The organism is Arthrobacter sp. NPDC093128 (assembly GCF_040683875.1).
Lineage (GTDB): Bacteria > Actinomycetota > Actinomycetes > Actinomycetales > Micrococcaceae > Arthrobacter.
In genome coordinates this window covers 218,890-227,931 of the sequence record NZ_JBFBEY010000008.1, presented here as the reverse complement: position 1 = coordinate 227,931, position 9,042 = coordinate 218,890, and the positions used below count along the sequence as shown (strand labels likewise).

Annotated in this window: 9 protein-coding genes and 1 pseudogene; 7 read left to right on the top strand and 3 right to left on the bottom strand. The window is 64.6% G+C overall.

Annotation, left to right across the window (positions count from 1 at the left end; all coding sequences use genetic code 11):
• The 4 genes and pseudogenes from AB0N24_RS11940 to AB0N24_RS11925 form a co-directional block, all read left to right on the top strand.
• Positions 1 to 213: pseudogene (locus tag AB0N24_RS11940) on the top strand (BCCT family transporter); the annotation flags it as partial.
• 57 nt (positions 214 to 270) lie between these two features.
• Complete coding sequence (purU, locus tag AB0N24_RS11935) at positions 271 to 1,194, top strand: formyltetrahydrofolate deformylase (protein ID WP_364124091.1); 924 nt, start codon at positions 271 to 273, stop codon at positions 1,192 to 1,194.
• A gap of 21 nt (positions 1,195 to 1,215) precedes the next feature.
• Complete coding sequence (locus AB0N24_RS11930; protein WP_364124071.1) at positions 1,216 to 3,723, top strand: FAD-dependent oxidoreductase; 2,508 nt, start codon at positions 1,216 to 1,218, stop codon at positions 3,721 to 3,723.
• 187 nt (positions 3,724 to 3,910) lie between these two features.
• Complete coding sequence (locus AB0N24_RS11925) at positions 3,911 to 4,108, top strand: DUF1508 domain-containing protein (RefSeq protein ID WP_364124069.1); 198 nt, start codon at positions 3,911 to 3,913, stop codon at positions 4,106 to 4,108.
• Between the two features lie 85 nt (positions 4,109 to 4,193).
• Here the strand turns inward: AB0N24_RS11925 and AB0N24_RS11920 are convergent, their stop codons facing one another.
• Positions 4,194 to 4,823, bottom strand: coding sequence for a sigma-70 family RNA polymerase sigma factor (locus tag AB0N24_RS11920; protein WP_364124067.1), 630 nt, complete (start codon positions 4,821 to 4,823; stop codon positions 4,194 to 4,196).
• Between the two features lie 263 nt (positions 4,824 to 5,086).
• Here AB0N24_RS11920 and AB0N24_RS11915 point away from each other — a divergent pair, with 263 nt between their 5' ends.
• The 3 genes from AB0N24_RS11915 to AB0N24_RS11905 all read left to right on the top strand — a co-directional run bounded on the left by AB0N24_RS11915 (position 5,087) and on the right by AB0N24_RS11905 (position 7,218).
• A complete protein-coding gene (locus AB0N24_RS11915) occupies positions 5,087 to 5,437 on the top strand; it encodes a DNA-directed RNA polymerase subunit alpha C-terminal domain-containing protein (RefSeq protein WP_364124064.1) in 351 nt (116 codons plus the stop codon).
• Between the two features lie 236 nt (positions 5,438 to 5,673).
• Positions 5,674 to 5,922, top strand: a complete 249-nt coding sequence (locus AB0N24_RS11910; protein ID WP_364124062.1) for a hypothetical protein — start codon at positions 5,674 to 5,676, stop codon at positions 5,920 to 5,922.
• 186 nt (positions 5,923 to 6,108) lie between these two features.
• Positions 6,109 to 7,218 (top strand): sigma-70 family RNA polymerase sigma factor, encoded by a 1,110-nt coding sequence (locus AB0N24_RS11905; RefSeq protein ID WP_364124060.1) that lies wholly within the window; start codon positions 6,109 to 6,111, stop codon positions 7,216 to 7,218.
• 41 nt (positions 7,219 to 7,259) lie between these two features.
• Here AB0N24_RS11905 and AB0N24_RS11900 read toward each other — a convergent pair whose 3' ends face one another.
• Together AB0N24_RS11900 and AB0N24_RS11895 are read right to left on the bottom strand one after the other, a co-directional pair.
• Entirely contained in the window at positions 7,260 to 7,547 is a 288-nt protein-coding gene (locus AB0N24_RS11900) for a hypothetical protein (protein ID WP_364124058.1), read from the bottom strand.
• 144 nt (positions 7,548 to 7,691) lie between these two features.
• Entirely contained in the window at positions 7,692 to 8,936 is a 1,245-nt protein-coding gene (locus AB0N24_RS11895; protein WP_364124055.1) for a transposase family protein, read from the bottom strand.
• Positions 8,937 to 9,042 lie beyond the last annotated feature (106 nt).

Below are 9,042 nucleotides of genomic sequence, written 5' to 3'. Positions count from 1 at the left end.
CGCGACCCCCTCGCCCTGCGGCAGCGACTCGCCACAACCGTCGTCGAACGCGCCATCCGCACCGGCGTGGAACAACACGGCGGCGTCCAATTCGAACTGGTCACCAGGCATGAATGCGACGAGCGCTGTTCCGCCGACGCTCGCTGCCCCGGCGATGCTGCGAACAGTGACAGCGGCAGCAGTGACGCCAGCAAAGCCGACGCCAGCAACTAGGAGAGAATCGTGACCACACTCATTGAAAGCCGCCCCGCCGGCGCCGCGACCGGACCAGTGACGGCGGTTGCCGGCGCCGCGACGACCATCTCCAAGACCCGTCCGGCGGAATTTGTCCTTACCCTGGCCTGCCCCGAGCGGCCCGGCATCGTGCGGGCTGTCACCGCCTTCCTGGCCGACCGCGGGTTCGACATCGTGGAGCATCAGCAGTTCGATGACCACGTCAGCGGCAAGCTCTACCTGCGCACGGCCTTCACGGGGGGCGGCTCCGGTTCCGGCGACCGGGCACGTGCGGAGCTTGGCCAGGCCGCGGAAGGCCTGAGCGCCGAGTTTGAAGCGACAGCCAGCGAATTCGGCATGGACTTCACCATCCACGACGGCAAGCCCCAGCGGCTCCTGGTGATGGTGTCGAAGTTCGGGCACTGCCTCAATGATCTGATCTTCCGCTCGCAGGCTGGCAGCCTGGGCGCGGAGATCGCCCTCGTGGTTTCAAACCATGAGGACCTGCGCTCCATGGCCGAAACCGCCGGTCTGCCCTTTATCCATGTTCCGGTGACCCCCGGCACAAAGGCGGAGGCCGAGGGGCGGCTGCTGGACCTCGTTGCCGAGTACGATGTGGACCTTGTGGTCCTGGCCCGCTACATGCAGGTCCTGTCCAACGAACTGTGCACCCAGCTGCGCGGCCGGGCAATCAACATCCATCATTCGTTCCTGCCTGGCTTCAAGGGCGCTAAGCCTTACCACCAGGCCTACGACCGCGGCGTGAAACTGGTCGGTGCCACGGCACACTACGTGACGCCCGACCTGGACGAAGGACCCATCATCGAGCAGGAGGTTTTTCGCGTGGACCACAGCCTCGATCCGAACGCCCTGGTGACCGTGGGCCGGGACGCCGAATCACAGGCCCTATCCCGGGCTGTGAAGTGGCATTGCCAGCACCGCGTCCTACTCAACAACACCCGCACCGTCGTATTCCGCTAACGCGAACCAGGAGAACTACTTATGAGCGCATCACCACGCGTCGTCATCATTGGCGCCGGCATCGTCGGGACCAACCTTGCGGATGAACTGGCCAACCGGGGCTGGACCAACGTCACGGTTGTCGAACAGGGGCCGCTGGAACTGGCGGGTGGATCCACCTCGCACGCCCCCGGCCTGGTTTTCCAGACCAACCCGTCCAAGACCATGACGGAGTTCGCCAGCTACACCGTAGACAAGCTGCTCTCCCTCAGCGCCAACGGAGTGTCCTGCTTCAACCAGGTGGGGGGCCTGGAGCTGGCCACCACCGAAGCCCGCCTCGAGGATCTCAAGCGCAAGCTCGGCTACGCCACCTCCTGGGGAATCGACGGCCGGCTCATCGACGCGGACGAATGCGAGAAGCACTGGCCGCTGTTGAACAGCGGCGCTTTTGCCGATGGCCGCAAGGTCCTCGGCGGTCTCTACGTGCCCTCCGACGGCCTCGCCTCAGCCGCCCGTGCGGTCCAGCTCCTGATCAGCCGGACCCAGGAGGCCGGGGTGACCTACCTCGGTTCCACCACGGTCACCGGCATCGCGCAGTGGGCGGGCAGGGTCACCGGCGTCGAAACCTCCTCCGGTGTCATCCCGGCGGACATCGTGGTGTCCTGCGCCGGGTTCTGGGGCCGCGAGCTCGGCAAGATGGTGGGCATGAAGGTACCGCTGCTTCCCCTTGCCCACCAATACGTCAAATCCACGCCGGTGGCCGAGCTCGCCGGCAACAACGAGATGCCCAACGGCGCCAGCAAGCCCATCCTGCGCTACCAGGACCGCGATCTCTACTACCGCGAACACGGCGACCGGATTGGCATCGGCAGCTACGCCCACCGCCCCATGCCCGTCGACATGGACGCGCTGCCGAAGATCGGCGCCGGCGAGATGTCCGAGCACCGCATGCCATCCCGGCTGGACTTCACCCTCGAAGATTTCGCTCCTTCGTGGAATGACAGCCAGGACCTCCTGCCCGCACTGCACCGGGCGCAGATCGAGGACGGCTTCAACGGCATCTTCTCCTTCACTCCCGACGGGGGACCGCTCATGGGCGAGTCCCCCGACGTCGGGGGCTTCTTCGTGGCCGAGGCCGTCTGGGTCACCCACTCGGCCGGCGTCGCCAGGGCCATGGCCGAGCTGCTCATCGAGGGCCGGTCCCGCACCGACCTGCACGGCTGTGAGCTGACCCGCTTCGAGAAGGTTCAGACCAGCGACCAGTACGTCAGCGAAACGTCCCAGCAGAACTTCGTGGAGATCTACGACATCCTGCACCCGCTGCAGTCCAAGGAATCCCCCCGGGACCTGCGCGTCAGCCCGTTCAACGTCCGGCAGAAGGAGCTGGGAGCGTTCTTCCTGGAGTCCGCCGGCTGGGAGCGCCCGCACTGGTTCGAGGCCAACCGCGGCCTGCTCGAGGAGCTGCCGGCGGAATGGCAGGCGCCGGAGCGGGACGAGTGGTCCGCCATGTTCCACTCCCCCATCTCGGCGGCCGAGGCGTGGAAGACGCGCACCGCCGTCGGGCTTTATGACATGACGCCGCTGAAGCGGCTGGAGGTCAACGGACCGGGTGCCCAGGCGCTGCTGCACCGCCTGAGCACCGGCAACATTGCCAAGAAGCCCGGCGCCGTGACGTACTGCCTGCTGCTGGAGCACGACGGCGGCATCCGCAGCGATGTGACCGTCGCCCGCCTTGCGGAGGAACACTTCCAGCTGGGCGTTAACAGCAACGTGGACTTCGACTACCTGCGGGTCGAGGCCAGGAAGCAGTCGGCCGCGGATCCCGCCCAGTGGGTGCACGTCTCCGACATCACGGGCAGCACGTGCTGCATCGGGCTGTGGGGGCCGCTGGCACGTGAAGTGATCGGCAAGGTCAGCGGGGACGACCTCAGCAACGATGGCCTGAAATACTTCCGGACCAAAGAAATCTCGGTGGGCGGCATCCCGGTCACGGCCATGCGGCTCTCCTACGTCGGCGAGCTCGGCTGGGAGCTCTACACCACGGCGGAATACGGGCTGAAACTCTGGGACCTCCTCTTCGAAGCCGGGCGGGAACACGGCATCATCGCGGCCGGGCGCGGCGCATTCAACAGCATGCGGCTGGAGAAGGGCTACCGGCTGTGGGGCACCGATATGACCTCCCAGCACCACCCCTACGAGTCCGGCTTGGGCTTCTCGATTGCCAAGGACAAGGAAGGCTTCGTGGGCTGCGAGGCCCTGGCCGCCCGCAAGGAACAGCCGGCCACCCGGGCGCTGCGGTGCCTCACCGTGGACGACGGGACGTCCGTGGTGCTGGGCAAGGAACCCGTGTACGTCAACGGTGAAGCCGCGGGGTACGTCACTAGCGCGGCGTACGGCTACTCGGTGCGCAAGCCGATTGCCTACGCCTGGCTGCCGGCCGCTGTCTCCGTCGGTGATTCCGTGGAAGTGGAGTACTTCGGTGAGCGCATCGCGGCGACCGTCACGGCCGAACCGCTGTTCGATCCCGGCATGGAGCGGCTGCGCGGCTAACGCTCCAGCGCACCGTCCTGACCCCTTTTTGCGCCACAACGACGGCGACACACCGGCGAGTCCGGAGTGTCGCCGTCGTTCTCGGTTTAAAACAGGTCAACGGGGCCGGGGCCGCCGTCACGATCACCTCTTCATGCGGTTAATACCCTGCGTTGTGAACGCTCGCATTACGTTAGGAGAACGACCCATGGCCGCTTTGTTCGAACTGTTTATGGACGAGGACGACTGCTTCAGGTTCCGACTGGTCGCAGAGGATGGTGAGGTGATGCTCACTTCGGTGGCCTACGCGTATGAGGACGTCGCAATTGCCGGGATCTGGGCCATGCGGGAAGCAGCAGTCACCGGGAGCATCGTGGATCTCACCGACTTGAAGCCCACAGCCTGAGGAGTTTCGCCGGCATCGATCCGAGCCAGAATCGGCCAGAGCCCGCATCGATCCAGGCCAGTGAGATCGATCCAGGCCAGTGAGCCTAACTCAGTTCCGATCCGCTCTGTTGCTCGTACGCGGTGCGCAGCCCCGCCTTGGCGCGGATGAGCAACGCGGATACCGCATTGGGTTCGAGGCCCAGGATCGGTGCTATGTTTCGTGGCTTCTCGCCCATGACCTCGGCGTACCAGAGCACCGTCCGCCAGCGTTCCGGCAGGGAACGCATCGCAGCGGCGACGTGTTCCTGTTCGAACGCAGTCAGGACCGTCTCGAGTCCCTGGTCCTCGACAGGTCCCGGATCCAGGACTTCGTCGGGTGCAGGTTGCTCACGAACACGTTTGTTCCAGAACGTCATAGCCACGGAACGGATTGCGGTGCTCAGATACGGGCCAAACACGTCCGTAGGCCCGTAGCCGTTCCTGATTGCGCCAACAGCTTTGGCGAACGCGTCATGAAGCACATCCTCGGCCTCCTGGGCGCCGGACATAAGACCCCGGATGAACCGCAGCCCCGGCTCGCGGTGCCGTTCATACAGCACCGCCATGGACTCTGCGTCCCCGGCCCGGACGCCGGCAATCAAATCCGATTCATCGCCCCGGATACCGCCGGACGGCTCGTCGGCTGCACGGCGCAGATGCCCGCCCCCCGGTGAAACGTGCTCCATTGTTTCCATGTGGTTGCCTGCCCTCGATGCCGAAAAGCGAGAACGCGCTGCAAGCGCCTCACCCCATTTACCGCGGGCGGGCCTGTTTCATGACGCGGAAACCGAAATTGTTGTGAAAGCGTTTGCAGGAGGTGGCAGATCCGGGTCCAGGGGCCCGGCGCACAGTTGTCCGGCCCGCAGTTCTCCGTCACGGACTCCGGGCAGCACGGTTAGAACTCCGGGTGATTCCGCCGTCGCGGCGGGATCCTGATTACTGCGGAAGGATTCTTGTGATGCCGGACGGCCAGAAGACTTTGTCAACGCGTTCGATTGAGCTGCAGCGGGCTCGTCCCATATCTGAGCTGCGCCTGCCTTCACGGGCAGCAAACGGCCTCGCCCGGCACGGCGTGAACAGCATCGGACAGCTCATTGCACGCTCGCGGCAGGATCTAAAGAACGAGATTCACGGCCTAGGGATCGGCAGCATCCGTGACATTGAGGAAGCCCTGAAGCAGGAAGGCCTGAGCCTTGCCACCGCCGGAAGAACATCACGGTATAGCCGTCCACTCGGCCGGCATGCCAGGAATCACCACGCCTGGCTGGCTGGTCTGCCGATCTTGAAAGAGGCAGGCGGGGTTCAGTGAAGTATTGCCGATTTCCGCTGCCCGCTCCGGCCCGCACCGGCCGCGTGCCCCGCCAGCACCCGCCAAACAATTGCCGACTGGAAGATCGTGGCCGCCGATTCGTTTGCGGCTGGCAGCAGCGCCACTGCGGCGGGCCGTTCCTGCACGGGATCCCGGGGCCTGTCGGGAAGCCTGATCGCCGCTGACCGGTAAATTGGGGACCAATCAGCATACGCAGTAATTGGGGGGTGTTCGGTATGTCGGAAGGACCTGACGGGCGGCTGACCCTAACTGTGGGCCGGCGGGAGTTCGAGCAATTGAACCGTGAGTGGGCTGACTACGTCGCCGCGGCCAGTGCGGGATCAAGCCCGGTCGACCCGGTTCTCACCCTAAGGCGTACCGGCGGGGTCCTGCGTTCCCTGGACCTGTTGCTGGCTTCGATCGGCCGCGAGGACAGGCAGGCCCCATCCGAGTCCGAGCACCGCGGGTCGGAGCACCGCGGGTAGAGGCCGCCACCGTCACGCGCCGACTTGTTCATGTTTTTTATGACCAAAACGCCCTGAGCCCTTCATTAGGTGATTATGTGAGCGCTACCACATTTCCGCGCCAGCAGGAATTCGTCGTCCGCCCGGAGTCACTATGCCCACCCTTTGCCGTCAATCACGTGTCGTTTCCGTGAGCCGGGCAGTGCTGTGAAGGCCGCCGCAACCCCGCCGGACGGCGCGTCGGCGGATGCGGGAGCCGCCGCGGCAGAAGCTGAGGCGAGGCTCGTGCAGGACTGCCGGGAAGGCAAGACCGGGGCCGTTCTGGAATTGTTCAGTACCCACTGGGAATCGGCCTTGGCTTATGCCAACGTGCTGAGCAGATCGTCACATGATGCCGAGGATGTCGCCGCCACGGCATTCCTTAAGTCCCTCACCGCCATGCGACGCGGAAAAGGGCCAGACGGCCCGGTCAGACCATATCTCCTGAGGGCTGTCCGCACGGCGGCATGTGACCGCCATGCGTCCGCCGAGCATCCGTCAGGGCGAATCATCGAGCTGGCTGACGGCCAGAACACTGACGGACTCCTCAACGGCTCCAAGGAACACGACTTCGTCGCGGAGGCCTTCGCGACTCTCCCCCTTCGCTGGCAAAGAGTCCTGTGGTATGTCGAGATCGAAGGACTGAAGCCGCGCGAGGCCGCGCCACTTCTCGACGTCGCGCCCAACGCACTCTCCGCCCTCCTCCGGCGTGCCCGCAAAGGACTTCGTGAGGCCTATCTCCTGGTTTTTCTGCGCGACTCCGAAAGCCGCGGCTGCGACTCCATGCTGCGGATGTTGGCCGAATCCGCCCTCGACCGCACCACGGCGGCAGGCCAGGCCAAAGTCGACGGACACGTCCGCACGTGCCGGAACTGCCGGGTGGCACTCCGGGGTTTACGTGGTGTCCGTTCCAGAATGCAAGCTTTCCTGAACCCGGGCCTCCTGCCGGCGGCGCTCTCGCCACTCACCGCTGTCCGGATCCTCGAAATCCTGTCATCGCCGCCTCACTGTCCCTTGGGCCACATCGCGGAAACCATCAATGAATCTGCAGACGTTGCACGTTCGCTCTTCCAAGGGCTGAAAACAATTGGCGCATCGGCGGCGGTCGTCATCCTCATGATCCTGCCGGCAGCACCGAACGCTGCAACACCCGGGCTGGATCCTCCTGGCCTCCAAGGTGGTTGCGGCCCATACGGAACATCCGTCGGTTGCGTGCATCGTGCAGCCACCGCCCCGGATTACCTCCAGCTGCGGGCAGTGACCCGATCATCCCAATAGCGCGCAGCAATGGCGTCAGGTGGTCCTGACCGTCTTTTCGGCTAGCCCGCCGCGTAGGTTCTGGCTTCACGCTGAATAAGCCGCGTGAGCTTTTCGACCCGTTCAGACATGTACGTTCCGACCTGGAGCCGGTCGCCAGGCCAGCTGGAGGCCTCCCAGGAGTCTTCGAGGGCTTTGGCCAGGGCACGGGACAGGGAGTACACCTTCCACGAGTGCTTCACGTAGTGGAGGGCACGCCTCCGGTACTCGGGGCTTTGCCTCAACAGCTGGACGGCGGCGCGCGCCAGGGCTTCGCCCAGCAGCTTTTCGCCGACTTGAATATTTTCCATGCGGACCTTCACCATCCCCAGTGCGCGGACAAGATCTTCCTTGAACTGTTCCCTTCGAGTGTCGCGAAAGCAGCTCAGCATCGGCTCAAGCCAATGCAAGGATTGGCTCAAGACCCGGCCGCGGGTCCACTCTGTTGCCTCATGTCAATACCTCCGGGAAGGGGCATACGTTGCGTCTTTGGAAAACCTCCGGTTGGGTCGGCGGTTCCAGTCCTCGTTCACGGGTGGTTTGGCCGGTGCAGGCTGTTTGGCGGTGGCGAGGGTTTCGAGCCGGCCGGTGAGGGATAGGATCTGCCGGGACAGCGCCGCTGGCTTCACTTTCCGGTATTCGGTGTTCATGCGGGTTACCGCCTTCTTGTCAGTACGAGAGTCGGCGGCGGTGCGCTGGTGCGGGGTGGCCGGCGCATCATGGGTCTTTGTCACTTTGGCCCCGTGGCGGGTCTTGGAGACGAGCTTTTGTTGCGGAAGCAGGTAGTTGGTGAAGGTACGGTCCAGCTCCCAGATCTGGTTCAGCAGATCCAGTTCCGCGGCGGTGTCGTATCGCAGGTAGCCGACCAGTTCGCGGACCCTGGACCAGTTTTTCTGTTCGACGTGGGCCCCGTCGTTCTTGTTATACGGGCGTGAGCGGGTGAACGTGATCCGTTGTTCCTGGCAGAAGTCGAAAAGGTCGTTATTGATGAACTCCCCACCGTTGTCCGAATCGATGCCGATTACCGGGAACGGGAAGGCAGAGATAGCTTGCTTGAGGGCAGCGAAGACGTGCTTCTGGGCTTTGTTGGGCACCGACCTGTTCACCGTCCACCCGGTTGCGATGTCCGTGACCGTGAGCGTGAAACAGAACTGCCCGGAGCTGTTCGACCCTTCGTGACCGACCAGATCGATCTCCACAAAGCCCGGAACCGCGTCATCCCACTGCGCCCAGGTGCGGATCGGAATCTGGGACTTCAGCAGCGATCCGGGTTTGGTGTGGGACCGTCCACGCGGCAGCAGCTTGGCCCGTTCCCCGGCCAGGCGCCTGTCGATCGTCGCCGCGCTCATCCGCCCGAGCAACTCCGCCTGGGCATCCGTGATGTCCAGGGCCTTCTCATTGCGCAGCATCGGGACGAGCTCGGGCATTATGGCTGCCAGCAACTTCCCGGCCGGCGCCCGCAGCACCGCCCAGCAGAGCACCAGAGCGGGTTGCAGATCCGCGCCGTATACGGGTCTCCGGCCAGGTCTCACCGGTTTGGGACGGGGAGGGTCAAGAGCGTGCCGAAGCACCGCCCTGGCATGGTCCCGATGCCAGCCGGTCAGCTCCACGACCTCGTCCAGGATCCTTCCCTTCCGGACCCTGTCACCGGCCCGATAGGACCTGGCCGGCTGCTTCGTCACGGCCTTCCGCTCAGCCATCGTCAATCCCATCCACCCGGCGTAACCCCGTAAGCATCCGCCCGCAACAGCCGGCCCAGCCGGAGGATTATTAATGAGGCAACGTATCCCCCTTCGCGGAGGTTAT

Coding starts and splice junctions, on each gene's coding strand:
- AB0N24_RS11900 (WP_364124058.1), bottom strand. CDS start 7,547: ATGGAAAATATTCAAGTCGGCGAAAAGCTGCTGGGCGAAGCCCTGGCG.
- AB0N24_RS11910 (WP_364124062.1), top strand. CDS start 5,674: ATGTCGGAAGGACCTGACGGGCGGCTGACCCTAACTGTGGGCCGGCGG.
- AB0N24_RS11895 (WP_364124055.1), bottom strand. CDS start 8,936: ATGGCTGAGCGGAAGGCCGTGACGAAGCAGCCGGCCAGGTCCTATCGG.
- AB0N24_RS11925 (WP_364124069.1), top strand. CDS start 3,911: ATGGCCGCTTTGTTCGAACTGTTTATGGACGAGGACGACTGCTTCAGG.
- AB0N24_RS11930 (WP_364124071.1), top strand. CDS start 1,216: ATGAGCGCATCACCACGCGTCGTCATCATTGGCGCCGGCATCGTCGGG.
- AB0N24_RS11920 (WP_364124067.1), bottom strand. CDS start 4,823: ATGGAAACAATGGAGCACGTTTCACCGGGGGGCGGGCATCTGCGCCGT.
- AB0N24_RS11915 (WP_364124064.1), top strand. CDS start 5,087: ATGCCGGACGGCCAGAAGACTTTGTCAACGCGTTCGATTGAGCTGCAG.